We start from the raw sequence: 17,537 nt of genomic DNA, 5'->3' as shown, positions 1-17,537 counted from the left end.
TGGAGCTCTTTGTGGGTGGCTCAGGGAGGCAGTGCCTTGAGGGCGTTATACGATGTAAAAAAAACCAGCATCGGTGGTGCACGCTTTAACAGGCGCGATTACCGATGCTGGCTTAGATATTTTAAGTCACGTATTTACAATAATAATAATAAATAATTGCTATGCTTATCGATTATCGATTTTTTCTGGGTACAAATCATGATTCATGAGGCGGTAATCAGCCATTTGCTCATATTTTGTACCAGGACGTCCCCAGTTTGTGTACGGGTCGATAGAGATTCCACCGCGAGGGGTGAATTTGCCCCATACTTCAATATAACGTGGATTCATAAGCTTAATTAAATCGTTCATAATAATGTTCATGCAGTCCTCGTGAAAATCTCCATGGTTACGGAAGCTGAATAAATATAGCTTCAACGACTTGCTTTCCACCATTTTCACATCAGGAATATAAGAAATATAGATCGTCGCAAAATCTGGCTGGCCTGTAATCGGACATAGACTAGTGAATTCTGGACAGTTAAATTTAACAAAGTAATCACGATTTGGATGCTTGTTGTCAAATGTCTCAAGCAGCTCTGGCGCATAGTCGAACGGGTACTTAGTCCCTTGGTTGCCAAGCAATGTAATTCCTGTAAGTTCTTCTTGTTTTCTACCTTCCATCTGATACTCTTCCTTCCTACTCAACATATTAAGGGCTACTATACCCCTTTTTTATTGCCCCACACCCACGTATGAAGCTGCGGCAGCACATAAACCGAATTCAGTTCCGCATCTGCCATCGTACGGTCAATTAGCCATTCATAGCGTTCAAGCAAATAAGGCAGCAATCGTGCAGCTTCCTGCTCCGCCAGCTCATCATTACCGGCTTGTACATAAAAAGGCACTTTCGGATACCGCTGATGCACCCGCTTCGCATAGGCTAAATCCTCTTCATTGAAGACGACAACCTTGAGGCAAAATTGAGACTGATGCTTTACTAATTTTTCGACAATATCATCCAGCTTCTCCCAGTTTGTATCCATCTTAGAGCTCGGAGGTTTAGGCGAGATCGTCAGATCATCAATTAACAGGAACCAATCCTGCCAACGGCTGCCTTGGGTTTCCAGTGCAACCTGCTTGCCTCTAGCATGAAGCTGCTCGATGAGCTCTCCAAGCTGCGACAGCAGCGCAGGATTCCCCCCAGAAAGCGTCACGTGATCATAGCAATCCTGACCAAGCGCATCGAGCTGAGCAATAATTTGAGCGGACGTAAGCATTCTAATATCATCCTTCGCACTTCCGTCCCAAGTGAATGCAGAGTCGCACCAAGCACAGCGATAATCACAGCCTGCCGTACGGACAAACATCGTTTTTCGTCCGATGACCATCCCTTCTCCTTGCACTGTTGGTCCAAAAACCTCTAGCACTGGAATCGCGCGAGCTGTTGTAGCTTCACTCGGCTTCACTTCAACAGCTTCCATTAGCGGCTCCCTCCTTGCAGCTCGCGAAGCAGCTCAACTGGACGATATAAGCAATAGCTTGTTGGTGTTTCACGCAAAAACACTTGAAGGCACATCGGCTTATTGTCAGTCGTTGCCAAGTAATTCGCAATAATCTCGTAAATCGTCCGAGCTACAACCTCAGTAGTTGGAAAAAAATCAGGCTGCTCATCATTAAAGGTATCGTTATGCTCATTAAGTAGCGTATGATCGAAACGATCATGTATCAGCTGCTTAATCGTTGCAAAGTTCACTAAAAATCCAGTATCATCCAGCTCATTGCCGGCTACAGTAACGTTAGCGAAATACGTATGTCCATGCACTCGCTGGCATTTTCCAGCTTTTGAAGAGGGAACATAGTGTGCAGCTGCAAACTGAAAATCCTTGTTAAGCTCATAGGCAAAAGGATGCTGAACCTGCGGATAGAGCTGTTGTAGCATCATTAGCCCTCCCGTCTTTCCAAGTATTGTTCAAGTCCTCGGCGACGTAGCTGACAAGCAGGACACTCCCCGCAGCCATCCGCAACGATGCCGTTATAGCACGTTAGTGTTCGCTCACGAACGAAATCAAATGCCCCCAAATCATCTGCTAGACGCCATGTTTCTGCTTTATCTAGCCACATAAGTGGTGTATCTATAACGAACGAATAGTCCATCGCCAAATTTAATGTTACATTTAATGACTTTACAAAAATGTCACGGCAATCTGGATAACCGCTAAAATCAGTCTCGCAAACACCGGTTACAATATGCTTTGCTCCGATTCCTTTAGCAAGCACGGCTGCAAAGGAAAGAAACAACAAATTACGTCCTTCCACGAAGGTTGTAGGAACTTCGCCATCCTTCGCTTCAATTTCAATATCAGAGCGCGTGAGTGCATTAGGGGCAAGCTGATTAAGCAATCCCATATCGAGCACATGGTGCTTTACACCAAGCTCCTTCGCGATACTAGCAGCACAATCAAGCTCTTGGGCATGGCGCTGTCCATAATGAAACGTTACCGTTTCTACCTCGGCAAAGTTTTTTAACGCCCAAAATAAACAAGTGGTGCTATCCTGACCACCACTAAAAACTACGACTGCTTTTTCTTGCTGCAGCATAGATACTCCTCCTGACCAATAATGATCAATCGATAACAAATCCAAGCAACGTACGCCCCAGCTATCCAACAAAAAACGGTGAGCATTGCTAGAAGCAATACTCACCGAACACAAAACAACGATACCGTACTATACATTGATAGCGGCTATCGTTCCGTTTAGTTTTTTATAGAGGGAGTTCGCGAACCTCTCCTGAGACTACATGAGTAGCTGCTCAGAACTTTTGTTCAATTGTCAACTGTTACTATAGCATAATCTTGTCTAAAGCTTCAAGCGTTCGAATCGTATGCTCGATCAATGACTCTAAATCCTCCATCTGATCCTCATTAATTCGGCGATTGAACGGTAGAAGAATTTCATTTTCATAGTAGCGTGGGACCCACAGCTCAGCCCCTTCAATAGGATAGGCATGATCGCCAAAGGTTGCTGTTAACCGCTGAACGGGGATTAAATCTCGATTCCAGGCTTCCTCAATCACTCGCTCGATTTGCGGACAATCGACCGTCGGCTGCTCAACACTGCCTGTAAATTTCAATAGCAGGCTGCAGGCTGGATTTGTACCTGAACGTTCAAGTAGTTCATCGGATAATTCCTCGATCGAGGTGGATAATATAATTTCAGCCTTAACCGCACAGCTTTGCTCGCGATCAGGCAGCATAAAGCCAAGAGACCACCGCCTTGACATAACAGCCATATCCAAAATATCTGTACGACTTGTTATGACAATTCTTTGGTCCAAATTATCAAGATCATACAGCTGATTTTCTAAGGCTACCTTTAAATTTTCAAATACGACAGGATCGTACAACAACGACAACCATTCCTTTCACTAATAAAACCACTTACCATCGGTGTAATGATAATAATGCAACCAACATTATTTTGCACCGTACAATAATAGCATAAACTATATAAAACGATTACATTTTCAGACATCCGACAAACATTCTTCAAATAATGCATCCATCGGACTACAAAATATCGTATACTAATCTAGAAACCTTAAACCAATTATAAAATTTGGAAATGAAAATCAATGCAGGGGTGACAGAATGGAAGACATAAAAAAAGCCTATGAAGAGCTAGGTCTTGAACCATTTGCAAGTAAAGGACTCGTTGAACAACGCTATGATCAGGCTTTGCGGAAGCACAGAGCAAGAACAAAGCAAGCTGCCCTAGGTCAAACACTACCTGATGATGGTTTTGATTTTGATAAGATTACGGCAGCGTATCGAGCGATCTTAGATTATGAAACGAAACAATATACAGAAGCTTTTGAGCAAGAGGAATACGGCAAATACAAAAAAATGGCTGGACAAGCAAAGAAGCTTGATCATTTTTGGCGCTATTATAAAATTCATACCTTCGTAGCAATCGGGCTCGTTATAGCGCTCATTTACGGTATCGTTGCTTTTATCGATCGTCAAGAGGAAAAGCGCTATCTTGCAAGCTTGCCACCCATTGACTTATCTATTTCATTTATCGGTAATTACTTTGATACGACTGATGATAAAAACTTTGAAACAACGAATGAGAAATTTTTAACTGATTTCCCAGAGTTTCAGCGTGTCGTAACGGAAATGATTTATGTCCCTGATGATCCTTCGATGCAATATGCATATTTGCAAAAGGCGATGGTCATGCTGATGACAGAAACACCTGATCTTTATATCGCAGACGAGGCCATGAAGGATTGGACTTTCCAGCAGGCAGGAATGTATATTGAGCTAGATAACGTAGAGTCATTATCACATCTTGTAGATAGCAAGTACGCTGTCAAGGGAGCCGTACAGGAGGATAATGTACCGATTGGGCCAGAGCACGTCTATATGATTGATCTCACCGAAAGTGATCTAGCGAAGGATCTGCCAATTGCTCACACCAAACTGCTTGTAGGCATTCGTGCGAATGCGCCAAATGCCGAGAAAGCACTGCAATTTATTGAGCACTACGCAGCTACACTTCCATCTGAACAATAAAACAAAGCGACTCAGGTGACTATGCGTCATAGCCACCTGAGTCGCATTATTTTGAATAACTTACAGCTAAGAAGCAAGGAGCGCGTGGAATGTCCACGTGCTCCTTGCTTCTTTATTAGCCTTTATTATGCTGCTTGTTTAGCTTTGTTAACGGTAACGGTCATCGTCTTGCTGAACGTAGAACCAGCCGAATTAACGAGCTCGCAGCGATACTCATATACTCCTGGCGCGCGACCGGACACCACTGTAACAGCATTTTGCGCTGTCGGCGTCGCTTCTGCCAAGCTTTGAGTGTCGATTAGCTCGCCATTTTCATATAAGCGATACTCACTAGCGTTCGTCCCCCACCACATGTTCATTGAGATGTTGTAGCTGCCATCGCCATCCCAGTTATTGTGAGATAACACCGCATGACCAGGAGCAGCATCCTTAACTGTTACGGTAATCGGAGCACTCACTGTCGTACCGTGGCTGTTAGACAACTCTGCTACATAGGTATAGCTGCCATTCCCCTTGCCTGATACGTCCACCTTCACTGTTTGTGCTGAAGGAGACGCATCGGTCAGCTTCGTTGTATAGATCAGCTCGCCATCCTCATACAGCTTATAGACGGAGCCGTTATTGCCCCACCACATATTCATCGTCACGGTGTAGCTGCCAGCTAGCAGCCCATTAGCATGACCATTGTTATGACTTAATACTGGCTTACTCGGTACTCCTGTGGAAAGCTCCTCTACTACCTTAAACACTGCACTGCCCTCTGCTTGATGACCAGCAATATCAGTTACGACGTAACTGACCGTATGCTCACCGACACCTAGATCAGCTGCTGAAAGCTCCGTACCGGTTGCGATCACCTTCCCGTCCAGCAGCAGCTCAGCAGAAGCAATACCAGATTGACTATCTGAGGCAGTAAGCTCGAAGCTGACTGTCTCCTTGACTGAGACGTCTTCAAGCTGTCCACCAGCTTGCGTCAGCACGGCAGTTGGCGCTGTTAGATCAAGCTTAATAAGAAGACTGCTTGCTTCTTCTTCGTTCCCTGCTTGGTCGATAGAATAATAGGATAGATGATTAATTCCTTCATTACTTAATTGAATTGGAGCAGTATACGTAAGCGTTTCGCTCCCATTCAACACGTAGTAAGTCGTTATAGGCCCCTCTGAATTATCAGTAGCCGATAAGGTAACAGTTACAGCTTCTTTATGCCAGCCTTCTGCAGCAGGAGCTGGTTGCTCTGACAATACTGCGCTAGTCACTGGTGCGAGCACGTCTAAGGAGGCTGCAGCCTCCGCAAAATCCTCCAAGCCTCTCGGCTTAAGCTGATACACATCTCTAAAAATGGCTGATATGCCCGTAATATCTACAATATCTCCTTCCTCGAAAGGAAAGTTTGTCAATGATAAGCCGGTACGCCCATCAACACGCACATGGCTGGTGTGGCTACCGCTAACGGCATCAAATTCAAAGGATCCAGCTGGAGCTGCCTCAATTATGTTCTCAATCGTCACATTACGCAGCACAACCAGCTGAGCTTGATTCGCGTCATCAATAGACTCAGCTTCGGCTGCTGTCGGTAGCTCCGCGGTGCCAGTCTTTTCAATCGCAACGATATCCGTCAATTCCAGCTCTGTGTTAAAGAGCGTCAGTGGAGCTGTAATCTTCACCTTATCCCCTTGATGAAATCCGCTCTGCGTCTGAAACACGTATATACCAGCTGTCTCATCCTGTACGTAGAACCCCTGAGCACCGAACAAGCCAGGCTCCGTCGTAATAACACCCTCAACGGTAACCGTTGCGCCTACTGACTTGGTACGTGCTTCTTCAATAGAAATCAGTGCAGGGATTGGTCCCTCCTCGCCAGGGAGCTCCTCTGCTGGAACATTAGCCAGCTGAACACTTTGTGTCAATAAATTCGTTCCGTTCTGACGCAAACGAAGATTGGCCGTCGTTGCAGTAGTATTAGGATTAAGGCGAACCGTCAAATCCTTAAACGCACGACCATTACTGTCAGAGGTTACGCTGTATGCCGTACTATAGCCATAGCTAGTCGGCCACGTTCCATCCTCTCGCTGAAACTGAGCAATTTGAGTGCCTCCCGTTAAGTAAATGCCTGTGCTAAAGCCTGAAACCGTCGTGTTCGGCGGCAAATTCGTTACAACAACTCGAATTTGAAAGATTTGTTGCGTAGGCAGCTGCGACTGATGCAAGAAGCTATACTCCGCTTGTGCAGCAGCTGCAGGTCCACCATAGGAGCCCGGCTTAAATGTCGAGCTGTCATACCATTTATAGCCCGCAGCTGGAGCAGACCAAGGCTCGGATTGAGGCTCCGTTGAAGCAGAAGGTTCCTCCATTGGCAGCAGAACGGTCGGCTGATCAAGCTGCAATCCAGTGACTTGTGCAAGACTCGTATAGTCCTCCTGCTCAGCAAGCCAATCAATAAGATTAAGCAGTAGAACGGCATCATCCTGCTCCTTAAAGCCGTCATAGGTCGTTTTTCTAGCGCCAGTCTCCTCACGCAAATATTTCGGTGATGCGTCCTCAACCGGAGAAGAATCCCCGATAAATGCCGCTTTGCCTTTGCCTTTTTTCGCTACTGCTACATAGGGGCCTTCGGCAATGCCACCGCCGTTGTATACACCTTGGTCAACTGCATTCCCCCATGCTGCATTTGTTTCTGGCACATAGACGATACCTTTCGCCTTTGTCGGATCTGTAATCGCAAGCGTCGATCCAGCATGCATCGCTACAGCCTCTACGCCATCTGTAATGCCAAATGCCTGCTCTGGTTCAACAATAACATTCGCCGTTACATCGCCTAGTGCATTATAACGAAAACGAACGCCAAAATTATCACTTAGCCAGTCAGAGCTAACGACGCCCTGCATCGCTGCAATTTCTTCTGCATTCATCCCTTTCGTAGGATTGTCCCACGCTCCACGTCGGTAACCGTTAATCGATTCAGAGCCATCCCAGCGGTTTTTATTTCGATCAGCATTGTAATGGTCGCCGATAAAGAAGATGCTTCCGCCATCCTCTACATATTGCTCCATCGCCTCTTGTTCAGATTGCTTGAACGGAATGTTCGGCTCCGCAACGACAAATACGTCATAATCCTTCAGATCATCATAGGTGAACGGGCTTGACTTACGAAGCTCCTTAACGTAGTAGCCATCCGCCGCAATCGCTTGTCCAAATTCAGAAAATCCTCCGTCAATGACCCAATCCGCTGCACCCGCCGTCTGAGCGTGCGTATTGTCGAATAGCACCTTCTTACCGGCATTCTCGTTCACAACCTTCGCGTTAATGAACGGCGCTGGATCAGCAGGTCCTTCTGCCAGTACAACCTGCGCGCTCATCGTCAACGTTAGTGCTGCAAGAGCTGCAGCCAGTAAGCGCTTGTACGGTTTCCAATTCATCACTTGTCCCTCCAACATGATATTTTTATCAGTCATGATGTCGTAGTCTAAGAATGCAGTTTCATTCTATCATCGTAATGAACAAGCTTGGGTTTAGTTTTTGTAAATATAGGGATTTATTGCATTAATTTTCAAAATCTTAACTTAATAAATGTTACGGAGATTATATAGAATTTGTATTTAAAACATGAGAGTCCCGAATCTCTTACTTCACGTAAGTGTTCAGGACTCTCATCTATTAGGCGGGAGTTACCCAGCCTATTTCATATAAAATACGTTCAAATTTTCAGGCTTCATGACTGAATTGCCATTCGATGTTGAATTTATCAGTTAGGCTGCCGTAGCATTTGCTCCATGGTGTCTCCTGCAGCTCCATCATTACACTCACGCTGTCCACCTTTAACTTTTCGAATGCATCTCTTATTGCCTTCTCATCGTTACTTACATAAGCAATTGTAAAGTTAGTCCCCTGCTGAAAAGAAGTTCCTGGTATATTGTCGGAGATCATTAATTTACCACCAGCAATATCTAGGTTCGTGTGCATGATCAAATTCTCGGTTCCCGGGGGTAAGTGCTCTGAATGTACCGATCCGAAGGTCATAAGCTGTGGTTCGGGAAGACCAAATACTTCTGCATAATACAATGCAGCCTCTCGTGCATTTCCGTCGAAAATTAAATATGGATTCAAAGCCAATGTAATCTCTCCTTAAATGGTTGTTTACTAGCCATTTCATTATAGCAAAAGGACTCGTGGATTCAAAAAAAGCTACTTGGATGACGATTATAACCTCTTGCATAAGCTCTCCATTCATCAGACAACCCTTCTATCATGATCGTCGTCTAAAACCCCTTTACACAATCGGAAAATATTGTATAATCATCAATATAGATCACATGTTATATATCAAACGATTCACAATAAAAGGAGCAGCTCATTATGGCACCAAAAAACAAATTTACGAAGGAACAAATTATCGATGCTGCTTTTGAGATCGCATGCGTTGAAGGCTTGCAGGGCATAACGATCCGTAAGGTAGCAGACCAATTGGGAAGCTCTATTGCTCCCATCTATGTCAATTTCACAGATATTAATGAGTTAATAAAGGAGGTTGTGAAGAAGGTTTCGGAGATCAGCAAGCAATATTTATCGGAAATTAACAGTGGGAACCCTTTCCACGATATTGGAGTAGCTAGCGTTCGATTTGCCAAGGATTACAGTGTACTATTCAGAGATCTCGTAATGAGACCTAACGACCATCTTCAAGATTATGATGAAAATATGGGTAACGACCTTGTAGAGATGATGAAGGAAGATGCGGATCTTGAGGGACTTTCTAGCGAGGAACTCAAGCTAATTCTGTTAAAAATGAGAATATTTCAGACAGGTCTATCTGTTATGGTCGCAAACGGACTATTGCCGCACAGTGTTAGTGAAGAACAAATCATAGAATTACTGGACAGCACAGCATCAGATATCATTGTTGCTGCTCGCTATAGGAGGCAATCATGAATATGGAAATTCCAAGACAAAAATTCCAAAACATTTTCGAAAAGGTTACAAAGAAAAAGCAAATACATGAATCAGTTCTTCTCGTAGAAAACTCCAATGGAGATGTTTCATACAGTATTGGATACGGGGGTAAGAATGTAGATACGCCATTCCTTATTGCAAGTATTACAAAGCTGCTCACAACCACTTGTATTTTTATTTTGAGAGAGCAAGGAAAACTTTCACTGAACGATGCATTAACAAAATATTTAAAAGAAGATACATTAAAGAACCTTCACGTCTACAAAGGTCAAGATTATTCTAATAGACTTACCCTCTCGAACTTATTGTTCCATACAAGTGGGTTGAGGGATGCCATTGAAGAGGGTAGCAATAAGTCGAAGCTACGTGCTCTTTCTAATGATGTGTACATTGAATTTGATGAAACGATAACTAAGACGAAGGAAATAAAACCACACTTTGCACCAGATATGGGGAAAAGAGCTCATTACGCCAATATAAACTTTGACATCCTCGGAGAAATCATTGAAATTGTTACTAATTCACCATTGGAAGATGTATATAGACAATTAATTTTTGACCCTTTAGAGCTTAAGAATACTTATCTCCCCACGAATGAGGATGATTTTATCCCGAAAGTTTATTATAAGGACACTGCCTATTCCCGTCCCCAATTAATTAGGAGCATTCGGGCAAGTGGCGGTTGTGTTTCTACGGCTCGTGAATTAATGGTATTTATCAAGGCTTTCTTCAAAGGAAAGTTATTTAATAGTACTGTTTTTCATGAACTAAAAGTAAATAACAGGCTGCAGGCTTCTATGTTTCCCATACATTACGGTGCTGGATATATGAGAATTCCACTAAATGGACTTGCTACTCTTTTTGCGGGGAAAGGCGAGTTAATTGGTCATTCTGGTTCAACAGGTTCCCTAGCATTTTACTATCCCGAAAAGGATATGTTTTTTGTTGGAGATGTCAATCAAATGGAAAACCCAGCAACTCCTATACAGCAGGTGATACGACTTGCTATGTCTATGAAATCATAATTGATTTACGCGTTTGACCCCGCTCTTGGAATTTACTATAAAGTGTTCAATTGTTGGATTATTTTTCTATACACGCTGTACACAATTGCCTATAATGGTGGTATTAACCTATAAGGAGGAATTGACATGAAAAAAATGATGGTATCCGCACAAGCATATAAGGGTGGAACGATCTCTTAACTTGTGAACGGCCCCCCTTATATGTGTCTAAAAACACAAAAAGGGGTTAACGATCCATGCAATTTCCTGTAAAAAGATTTCTTTCTTATTATAAGCCTTATTTATCATTATTTATTGGAATCATGGCTTGCGTTTTATTAGTATCCGCTCTTAGTCTGGTGTTCCCGCTGCTCGTCAGGCATGTTACGAAGAACATCCTGGAAAGCGATCTTTCGACCGCATTGAGTCAAGTGTACTGGATTGGCGGTCTCATGGTATTGCTGATCGTCATCGAGAAAGTAGGCAACCACTTCATCGACTATAAAGGCCATGAACTCGGCGCTCGCATGGAACGGGATTTGCGCAGTGAGCTGTTTGCTCATATGCAGAAGCTCTCCTTCAGCTTCTACGATAAACAACGTGTAGGCCAGCTCATGTCTCGCATCACAAACGATTTACTGCTGCTTTCTGAACTGTATCATCACGGTCCCGAAGACTATATGAGATATTTCATTCGCTCGGTTGGCGCATTCGTCATCCTTTTCTCGATCAACGCACCATTAGCCGTCGTTGTTCTATGCTTTATGCCTATCCTAGCTGTCTTCACTCTGGTATTTAACAAGAGACTGAACAGAACACTGCGACATAACAAAGAACGAATTTCAGATGTTAACGCGCAAGTGGAGAATAGTCTGTCAGGTATTCGAGTCGTACAATCATTCAGTAATGAGCAGATAGAGATCGACAAGTTTAACGCAGAGAATGAACGTTTCCTAGAGAGTCGCAAGAAGACATACTGGGCTGAAGCTCTATTCTACAATGGCTTTCAAATTTTGATCCACCTCATCACCGTTGCGGTGATCATTTACGGAAGTACACACATCATTAATCAGACACTAGATTTATCCGATCTGATTACGTTTTTGCTTTATATAACATTTATGACTGAGCCTCTACGCGCATTGGCTCACATGAGTAGTCAGCTACAAGAAGGCGTAACAGGCTTCCAGCGTTTTATGGAAATAATGAACCTAAAGCCCGCAATCGAGAATAAGCCTAGTACAGTAAACATGACTGAAGTACGCGGGGAGATAGAGTTCAAGAATGTCTTCTTCCGCTACGAGGAGCATTTAGACGATGTTCTAGTAAACCTGTCGCTGCATATACAGCCCGGTGAGTATGTAGCGCTAGTTGGTCCGTCTGGCATCGGGAAAACAACGCTGTGCTCACTTGTCCCCCGCTTCTATGATGTAACCGACGGTGAAGTACTGCTGGACGGGATCAATGTTCGTGACCTTGAATTGTCTTCGTTAAGACAATCTATTGGGGTTGTACAGCAGGACGTCTACTTATTTGCAGGAACCGTAATAGATAATATCCGTTACGGCAACCCCTCCGCCACCGAAGAAGAGATTATGGCCGCAGCAAAACAAGCGAACGCTCATGATTTTATCATGAGTCTGCCTAATGGCTACCATTCAGAGGTCGGACAACGAGGCGTGAAGCTCTCTGGGGGCCAGAAGCAGCGGCTGAGCATCGCTCGTGTATTTTTGAAGAATCCGCCTTGCCTCATTCTCGATGAAGCGACCAGTTCGCTAGATAATGAAAGTGAGAGCATCGTTAAGGAATCGCTAGAGATACTGGCCAAAGGGCGGACAACGATCGTTGTTGCTCATCGCCTATCTACGATTCGCAATGCTGGGCGAATTATCGTACTAACGAAAGACGGGATCGCAGAACAGGGTACGCACCAATCACTGCTAGCACGCGGCGGTGTATACGCACAGCTGTATGCGAAGCAATTCGAGCACCAAGTATAGAGTGAAACATAACCATCGGCCCTTCCTACGAGGGCCGATTTTGTTTGTGGCTTAGCTTAAGCAGATTGATCGCTCGTTATATCAGCTATTCAACAAATATAGAGATTATAAAAAAAATTGGTCGATTTACTTACTTTTCCCCTTAACCTTGTTCATGGCCTTATTCACTTCCTGATCAACGTATTCTTGATAGATATCAGTGTAGGTCTTCGAATCTTTGATTAAATCGTCACAGAAAGCTGCTACATCATTGCCCGTCACTTCAAGCACACCTTTCCCTAATGCAGCCCCTTCTTCAAATAAATCGACAATCCCCGAGAGCAAACCAATTCCGTTGTTTAATTCAACTGGTCCCACCTTAAAGAAATATTTTTGAATCTCTTTATATACAAACCGATAATCTTCAGGAAGTGCTTTGACACGCGCCATATGCGCGCGCCACTCTTTTTTACCTTGTATCATATCTTGTATGCTCATATTAACCCCTCCTATTTACCTAGTTTTTTTGCGATATTATTGTTCAACTGCTCACGCCACTTATCGCGATAAGACTTTACACCATCCACGCCTAGTAACGCTGAACAGAAGCCCTTAATATCGTCACCCAGAGCATCATGCACACGCTGACCATCCGCCGCCGTTTCTTCGAGCAGGCCAAGCACACCGTCAAGGATCGGCATAAGCTTACGACCAGTGAAATCAGAGTGCTGCCATAGATGAGTATTGATTTGTTCCCATGCCGCTTGATATTCCGCTGGCAGCTTTTTGACACGTGTTTCAAATGCCTTCATTTCTTTAGTTATGTCACTTCCTGTGACTTTTTCCCAAAAGCTCATTATTATTCCCGCTCCTTTAGCTCATTTATTTTGGATGACACAAACTCCCATTTACTCCAGAACCTTTGCAGTTCTTCACGCCCCGCTTCGTTGAGCGAAAAAAACTTTCTAGGCGGTCCCATTTCCGATGGCTTCTTGCTAATCTCTACTAGCTTATTTTTTTCAAGACGAACTAGAATCGTGTACACCGTTCCCTCCACGACATCTTGAAATCCAAGAGCGTTAAGCTGCCGCGTAATTTCATAGCCATAGGTTTCTTCGCGGCTTATAATTTCAAGTACGCAGCCCTCAAGTACGCCTTTGAGCATTTCTGTTAAGTTATCCAGCATCTACACCTCACTATTCTGTATGACAGGTATTCAGTATTACTTACTACCACTATATAGTATTACTAAGTAGCAGTCAAGTCAATAGGCATACAGTAAAAATTAAGTAAAAAATGTAATCCTTAACAAGTTTCGTATGTGCATATCAACAAGCAAACCACACCTCTATTTGGCGTGGTTTGCTTGTTGCATGTAGAGTTGGATTGTTGTTCGATTGCTACTCCTCCTGTTTTACCTCAGATCCTCTTTTATTTTTAACCGAATAGCAATAAAAGCGAACAGCAGGAGTGTCACAGTCGCTACGCTAGCGATATGAATTAAATCCCTTCCATGATTATAATCAAATGTGCTGTAGATTGTACTAACTAGCAAGTATTGAGACAAGTAGACGTTGTCCAGCAATGATTCTAAAACAGCGAATATCATACCAACCACATTCAGTACTAAGACCAGCGCGATACCAAAGCTTACAAGCATGCTTCTAGTGAATATGGAGGTACATAGGATTAAGATGGAAAAAGCCCACAGGAGTAAAAACAAGCCGATCAATAATTTTGCAAAATACCCCAGATCACCTATCGAAGTATTATCAAAAAAGATTCCCCTGCCGATCAAATCAGATACAACCATAGCAACCATCATAAAGACCGTAAAAATAGCTTGAACCAAAATTTTTGAAACGACCGAGTAAACTCGAGCCTTCTTCATCGTAATATAATTTTTATAAAAACCAGAATTATATTCACTGAAATAGAAATATACACAGAATACAAAGATATAGATCAATATCCAAGAGGGTGGCTGCGAGAATAAGTGTTGAATAAACTCACTCTCATTCATTTTACTAATATCTATTCCACCAGCTTGAATTGGCTGTGCATATTGCTTAAACATAAATATTCCGAAAATCTGAAACGCGCAAAAAACCAAGAGCAGTATATACATGATTTTGTTCGTAATAAAACGATGCAAGTCCATCCTAAATATATTAAGCATGCAATTCACCTGCACTCTTTGTCAATTCTAAAAAATATTGCTCCAAGCTCATCTTATACTTAACAATGGAATGCACCAGCTTTTGATTTCTAGCAAGTAGATGAACGATTTGATGATTTTCAATATGGGAGTCGTAGATATGCACATTCTGTTGATCAATGACTCTATAATTGCTTATGTTCAGCTGCTGTTCCAAAACTGGCAACACCTCTTCAACATGATCAACTTCAAGCTCGATCCGTTCCTCACACTTAAGCAGTAAATCATCTTTAGAGATAACTTCTATGATCTTACCTTTATGGATGATGGCGTATGTTGTCGCGATCTTCGATAATTCCTCTAAGATATGGCTAGAAATAATAATGGTAAGCCCCGTCTTATTCAACTCTAGGATTAACTTTCTCATCTCAACGATACCTTGCGGGTCTAAACCATTAATCGGTTCATCTAATATTAAAACGTCTGGACTTCCAAGCAACGCAATGGCAATACCTAGCTTCTGCTTCATCCCCATGGAATAGTTTTTTACCTTTGTCTTATCAGAAGCATCAAGGCCTACTAGTCGTAACAAGTGAATAATATATTGGTTTGGGCTCTTGAGCCCATAAGCGATAGCTAATAGCTGCAGCGTTTTATATGCGGTGTACTGAGGATATAATCCCGGATTTTCAATTAGCAGCCCCATTCTCTCAAAAAAAGACTGGTCCTTTGATTCTGAGCGGTCAAAGAAATAAATCTCACCCGAGGTGGAATGAATTAGCCCTCCAATCATTTTGAGCAAAGTGGATTTACCCGCTCCATTTTGACCAATCAATCCGAAAATTTCACCTCTCGCTATTTTGAAATCTGCGTTATATACCGCTGTTTTCGCCTTAAACTTTTTTGTAAGCTGTCTAACTTCTATGATTGTGCTCGTCATATTTGACACCTCCCGTTAGACATAGTCTACAAACTAAATGCCAATATATCTCTCAGAAAAGGTAAAGAAAGTTCAAAGTTTTATGGACTTAATCTAAAACCAATTCCCCAGACGGTATCAATATAAGTTTGATCATCATACATTTTAATTTTTTTGCGAATATTGCTGATGTGAACAGTAATAGTCTTGTCCTCTCCCATATACATATCGTCCCAGCCGAGCTCGTACAAATCCTGCTTCGTAAATATGCGAGAAGGGTTTTTCAGCAATAGCTCAATAATTCGATATTCCTGCCTTGTTACATTAAGCTCGGTTTGATTAACGACGACACTTCGAGTGGTACAATTTAGGATAAGATTTTTGTGACGATAATGATCAGAGCTTTCCGTTTTTGTGTTTCTATGTAAATGTACATTGATTCTTGCAAGCAGCTCCTTCACTTCAAACGGCTTTGTAACATAATCTACTGCACCTAACTCGAATAAATTCAGCTTTTGATCTAATTGATCTTTGGCCGATAACACGATGACCGGCGTATCGCACTTCAGTTCATCCCTCAAATACTGCATAAAGCCTTCCCCAGACAGTCCAGGAAGCATAAGATCCAAAATAATCAGCTGAAATTGATCGCGTGCTGCAATGAGCTTGGCTTCGGTACCGGAGTATGCCTGTGTGCATCGTAAATTCTCTTTTTGAAGAACATCCTTAATAATATTGTTGATATGCTCGTCATCTTCAACAATTAGAATTTGGTGCTGCTGCACCTTGAACTCATACATATTCCTTCTCCTTCTCAGCCTTCACAAAAGTTATACTTAAACAAAATTGCTTCCCTTCCAAGCTTACCTGAACACTGCCACCCATTTTCTCCATTAATGTTTTCACGATGAAAAGTCCTAACCCAGAAGAATGTATGCTCCGTGAAAGATCTTCTTTATAAAAACGAGTAAAAATTTTATCCGCTTGAATGGACTGGTCATGCTTCAATTGATTAGTAAAGTGAATAACAACCTTATCCGACTCGTTTTCACACCGAATGGAAAGTGAACGATCACGGTCACCGTGCAAGAAATAATTTTTAATAATATTTTCAAATATTCTTTCCAACGCATTGCTATTACTAAGTATGTAAATTGGCGATTCAGGCAACTCCAATTCAGGCTCTGACTCACCACGAGAAAACTCATCAATAAAATAAAATAGTCGCTTTTGCAAAACATCTATAACGTCCAATGAATCTAAATCTAAAACGAATTCCGGATTTTGAAGTTTTGTATAAAAGAATAATTCATCTACCAATGTGACCATTTGCTTCATTCTAGTTTGAGCTAGCCCGATGTAACGCGATTTTTCCGTTAAAGATTGTGTACTTTCAGCCATTTGAAGATAACCGCCAAGTGATGTCAATGGCGTTCTTATGTCATGAGACAAGCTTATAATGGTCGTATTGATTTCTTCATTTTTTTTAATAAATTGCTGGTTTAATTCCCTCTGACCTCTTAACAAGCTGTTGCAAATATCGACTAGTTGATAAATTTCTTTAGGTCTGACTTGTATATGGACAAATTTGAAAGAATCATGCTTAGAAATAAAAGATAACTGATTACCGATATCTTTTATCTGATTTTTATAGTAAAGAAAATATACCGTCTGAGCTAATAATGCAGTGGATAATAAGATCAGGGCTATAATCATAATCCAGCTTCCTTTCTAATCTACAATAAATATCCTCTTTTCTATTTTCCATACTGTCATAAAACTAGAGAGGTGTCTATTTCAAAACGAAACATTAAACTAAGAAAATCCTTATAGATCCTTATAGCAATCGAGTAGGAGGGGGCGGCTAGCCCCCGTCCTCTCACACCACCGTGCATACCGTTCGGTACACGGCGGTTCATGTCATATTCCGCAAAAGACTGTATCTGTCCGTTAAACTTCTCAGTCCAAGAG

General features: G+C 42.4%; 18 protein-coding genes and 1 riboswitch. Of the genes, 4 read left to right on the top strand and 14 right to left on the bottom strand.

Features of this window, described 5'->3' with window-relative positions; genetic code table 11:
* Positions 1 to 165: 165 nt before the first annotated feature.
* From queF to M3180_RS18895, 5 genes are all read right to left on the bottom strand, one after another.
* On the bottom strand, positions 166 to 663 hold the full coding sequence (queF, locus tag M3180_RS18915) for a preQ(1) synthase (protein ID WP_251670395.1): 498 nt from the start codon (positions 661 to 663) through the stop codon (positions 166 to 168).
* Positions 664 to 701: 38 nt separating this feature from the next.
* The gene (queE, locus tag M3180_RS18910; protein ID WP_251670394.1) at positions 702 to 1,463 is read right to left on the bottom strand and encodes a 7-carboxy-7-deazaguanine synthase QueE; all 762 of its coding nucleotides are present in this window, start codon (positions 1,461 to 1,463) and stop codon (positions 702 to 704) included.
* Positions 1,463 to 1,921, bottom strand: coding sequence for a 6-carboxytetrahydropterin synthase QueD (gene queD / locus M3180_RS18905; protein ID WP_251670570.1), 459 nt, complete (start codon positions 1,919 to 1,921; stop codon positions 1,463 to 1,465). The genes queE and queD overlap by 1 nt, the downstream gene beginning before the upstream one ends.
* A gap of 2 nt (positions 1,922 to 1,923) precedes the next feature.
* A complete protein-coding gene (gene queC, locus M3180_RS18900; protein WP_251670568.1) occupies positions 1,924 to 2,577 on the bottom strand; it encodes a 7-cyano-7-deazaguanine synthase QueC in 654 nt (217 codons plus the stop codon).
* Positions 2,578 to 2,732: 155 nt separating this feature from the next.
* Positions 2,733 to 2,776: riboswitch (PreQ1 riboswitch) on the bottom strand.
* A gap of 48 nt (positions 2,777 to 2,824) precedes the next feature.
* Positions 2,825 to 3,391: a hypothetical protein gene (locus M3180_RS18895; protein ID WP_251670392.1), complete on the bottom strand. Its 567-nt coding sequence runs from the start codon at positions 3,389 to 3,391 to the stop codon at positions 2,825 to 2,827.
* A gap of 241 nt (positions 3,392 to 3,632) precedes the next feature.
* On the opposite strand from M3180_RS18895, the gene M3180_RS18890 reads away from it, so the two are divergent.
* Positions 3,633 to 4,559, top strand: coding sequence for a hypothetical protein (locus M3180_RS18890; RefSeq protein WP_251670390.1), 927 nt, complete (start codon positions 3,633 to 3,635; stop codon positions 4,557 to 4,559).
* A 125-nt stretch (positions 4,560 to 4,684) separates the two neighbouring features.
* Here the strand turns inward: M3180_RS18890 and M3180_RS18885 are convergent, their stop codons facing one another.
* Positions 4,685 to 7,975 (bottom strand): OmpL47-type beta-barrel domain-containing protein, encoded by a 3,291-nt coding sequence (locus tag M3180_RS18885; protein ID WP_432806958.1) that lies wholly within the window; start codon positions 7,973 to 7,975, stop codon positions 4,685 to 4,687.
* Between the two features lie 286 nt (positions 7,976 to 8,261).
* A complete protein-coding gene (locus M3180_RS18880; RefSeq protein ID WP_251670388.1) occupies positions 8,262 to 8,669 on the bottom strand; it encodes a VOC family protein in 408 nt (135 codons plus the stop codon).
* Between the two features lie 243 nt (positions 8,670 to 8,912).
* Between M3180_RS18880 and M3180_RS18875 the strand changes: the two genes are divergently transcribed.
* The 3 genes from M3180_RS18875 to M3180_RS18865 all read left to right on the top strand — a co-directional run bounded on the left by M3180_RS18875 (position 8,913) and on the right by M3180_RS18865 (position 12,510).
* On the top strand, positions 8,913 to 9,485 hold the full coding sequence (locus M3180_RS18875) for a TetR/AcrR family transcriptional regulator (protein ID WP_251670385.1): 573 nt from the start codon (positions 8,913 to 8,915) through the stop codon (positions 9,483 to 9,485).
* 2 nt (positions 9,486 to 9,487) lie between these two features.
* Complete coding sequence (locus M3180_RS18870; RefSeq protein WP_251670384.1) at positions 9,488 to 10,531, top strand: serine hydrolase domain-containing protein; 1,044 nt, start codon at positions 9,488 to 9,490, stop codon at positions 10,529 to 10,531.
* Positions 10,532 to 10,767: 236 nt separating this feature from the next.
* The gene (locus M3180_RS18865; RefSeq protein WP_251670382.1) at positions 10,768 to 12,510 is read left to right on the top strand and encodes an ABC transporter ATP-binding protein; all 1,743 of its coding nucleotides are present in this window, start codon (positions 10,768 to 10,770) and stop codon (positions 12,508 to 12,510) included.
* A gap of 126 nt (positions 12,511 to 12,636) precedes the next feature.
* On the opposite strand, the gene M3180_RS18860 is transcribed toward M3180_RS18865, so the two are convergent.
* The 7 genes from M3180_RS18860 to M3180_RS18830 form a co-directional block, all read right to left on the bottom strand.
* Positions 12,637 to 12,987 (bottom strand): DUF1048 domain-containing protein, encoded by a 351-nt coding sequence (locus M3180_RS18860; protein ID WP_251670373.1) that lies wholly within the window; start codon positions 12,985 to 12,987, stop codon positions 12,637 to 12,639.
* A gap of 11 nt (positions 12,988 to 12,998) precedes the next feature.
* Positions 12,999 to 13,346 carry a DUF1048 domain-containing protein gene (locus M3180_RS18855; protein ID WP_251670371.1) on the bottom strand — a complete coding sequence of 116 codons (348 nt, stop codon included), beginning with the start codon at positions 13,344 to 13,346 and terminating at the stop codon, positions 12,999 to 13,001.
* Positions 13,347 to 13,348: 2 nt separating this feature from the next.
* The gene (locus M3180_RS18850) at positions 13,349 to 13,675 is read right to left on the bottom strand and encodes a PadR family transcriptional regulator (RefSeq protein WP_285855802.1); all 327 of its coding nucleotides are present in this window, start codon (positions 13,673 to 13,675) and stop codon (positions 13,349 to 13,351) included.
* A gap of 228 nt (positions 13,676 to 13,903) precedes the next feature.
* On the bottom strand, positions 13,904 to 14,668 hold the full coding sequence (locus M3180_RS18845) for an ABC transporter permease (protein WP_251670369.1): 765 nt from the start codon (positions 14,666 to 14,668) through the stop codon (positions 13,904 to 13,906).
* Positions 14,661 to 15,587, bottom strand: a complete 927-nt coding sequence (locus M3180_RS18840) for an ABC transporter ATP-binding protein (RefSeq protein ID WP_251670367.1) — start codon at positions 15,585 to 15,587, stop codon at positions 14,661 to 14,663. Before M3180_RS18840 ends, M3180_RS18845 begins: the two co-directional genes overlap by 8 nt.
* Positions 15,588 to 15,667: 80 nt before the next feature.
* Entirely contained in the window at positions 15,668 to 16,366 is a 699-nt protein-coding gene (locus M3180_RS18835; protein WP_251670365.1) for a response regulator transcription factor, read from the bottom strand.
* Positions 16,359 to 17,282: a sensor histidine kinase gene (locus M3180_RS18830; RefSeq protein WP_251670363.1), complete on the bottom strand. Its 924-nt coding sequence runs from the start codon at positions 17,280 to 17,282 to the stop codon at positions 16,359 to 16,361. The genes M3180_RS18835 and M3180_RS18830 overlap by 8 nt, the downstream gene beginning before the upstream one ends.
* Positions 17,283 to 17,537: the final 255 nt, after the last annotated feature.

It is taken from the genome of Paenibacillus camelliae, assembly GCF_023715345.1.
Lineage (GTDB): Bacteria > Bacillota > Bacilli > Paenibacillales > Paenibacillaceae > Pristimantibacillus > Pristimantibacillus camelliae.
The sequence above is the reverse complement of the archived record's forward strand: the minus strand, read 5'-3'. Positions and strand labels throughout refer to the sequence as shown.

Bases quoted from the DNA above. Each gene is read 5' to 3' on its own strand.
- M3180_RS18845 (WP_251670369.1), bottom strand. From the start codon at position 14,668: ATGCTTAATATATTTAGGATGGACTTGCATCGTTTTATTACGAACAAA.
- queF (WP_251670395.1), bottom strand. From the start codon at position 663: ATGGAAGGTAGAAAACAAGAAGAACTTACAGGAATTACATTGCTTGGC.
- M3180_RS18870 (WP_251670384.1), top strand. From the start codon at position 9,488: ATGGAAATTCCAAGACAAAAATTCCAAAACATTTTCGAAAAGGTTACA.
- M3180_RS18830 (WP_251670363.1), bottom strand. From the start codon at position 17,282: ATGATTATAGCCCTGATCTTATTATCCACTGCATTATTAGCTCAGACG.
- M3180_RS18840 (WP_251670367.1), bottom strand. From the start codon at position 15,587: ATGACGAGCACAATCATAGAAGTTAGACAGCTTACAAAAAAGTTTAAG.
- M3180_RS18890 (WP_251670390.1), top strand. From the start codon at position 3,633: ATGGAAGACATAAAAAAAGCCTATGAAGAGCTAGGTCTTGAACCATTT.
- M3180_RS18850 (WP_285855802.1), bottom strand. From the start codon at position 13,675: ATGCTGGATAACTTAACAGAAATGCTCAAAGGCGTACTTGAGGGCTGC.
- M3180_RS18885 (WP_432806958.1), bottom strand. From the start codon at position 7,975: ATGAATTGGAAACCGTACAAGCGCTTACTGGCTGCAGCTCTTGCAGCA.
- queD (WP_251670570.1), bottom strand. From the start codon at position 1,921: ATGCTACAACAGCTCTATCCGCAGGTTCAGCATCCTTTTGCCTATGAG.
- queE (WP_251670394.1), bottom strand. From the start codon at position 1,463: ATGGAAGCTGTTGAAGTGAAGCCGAGTGAAGCTACAACAGCTCGCGCG.
- M3180_RS18865 (WP_251670382.1), top strand. From the start codon at position 10,768: ATGCAATTTCCTGTAAAAAGATTTCTTTCTTATTATAAGCCTTATTTA.
- M3180_RS18860 (WP_251670373.1), bottom strand. From the start codon at position 12,987: ATGAGCATACAAGATATGATACAAGGTAAAAAAGAGTGGCGCGCGCAT.
- M3180_RS18875 (WP_251670385.1), top strand. From the start codon at position 8,913: ATGGCACCAAAAAACAAATTTACGAAGGAACAAATTATCGATGCTGCT.
- M3180_RS18855 (WP_251670371.1), bottom strand. From the start codon at position 13,346: ATGAGCTTTTGGGAAAAAGTCACAGGAAGTGACATAACTAAAGAAATG.
- M3180_RS18835 (WP_251670365.1), bottom strand. From the start codon at position 16,366: ATGTATGAGTTCAAGGTGCAGCAGCACCAAATTCTAATTGTTGAAGAT.